Genomic DNA, 334 nt, shown 5'->3' on the forward strand with positions numbered 1-334 from the left:
TGCCAATGCTGGTCTTCTCCTTGCTTATGAAAAAACAGGATACGACACAACTAGCACCAAACGCTTGCCTGACTGCTTGGATGTTTGGTCTGCCAAACGCATCAAGGAACAAGGTGCAGATGCAGTCAAATTCTTGCTTTACTATGATGTAGACAGCGCTGACGAACTCAATCAACAAAAACAAGCCTACATCGAACGCATTGGTTCTGAATGCGTGGCAGAAGACATTCCATTCTTCCTTGAAATCCTCGTTTACGATGAAAAAATCGCTGATGCAGGTTCTGCAGAATACGCAAAAGTGAAACCACACAAGGTTATTGGTGCTATGAAGGTC

General features: G+C 44.0%; 1 pseudogene. It reads left to right on the forward strand.

Annotated features, from left to right (window positions below):
* Positions 1 to 334, forward strand: a pseudogene (locus HMPREF2655_RS03880) (tagatose-bisphosphate aldolase); the annotation flags it as partial.

The sequence above is a fragment of the Streptococcus sp. HMSC066F01 genome (genome assembly GCF_001837335.1).
GTDB lineage: Bacteria > Bacillota > Bacilli > Lactobacillales > Streptococcaceae > Streptococcus > Streptococcus oralis_S.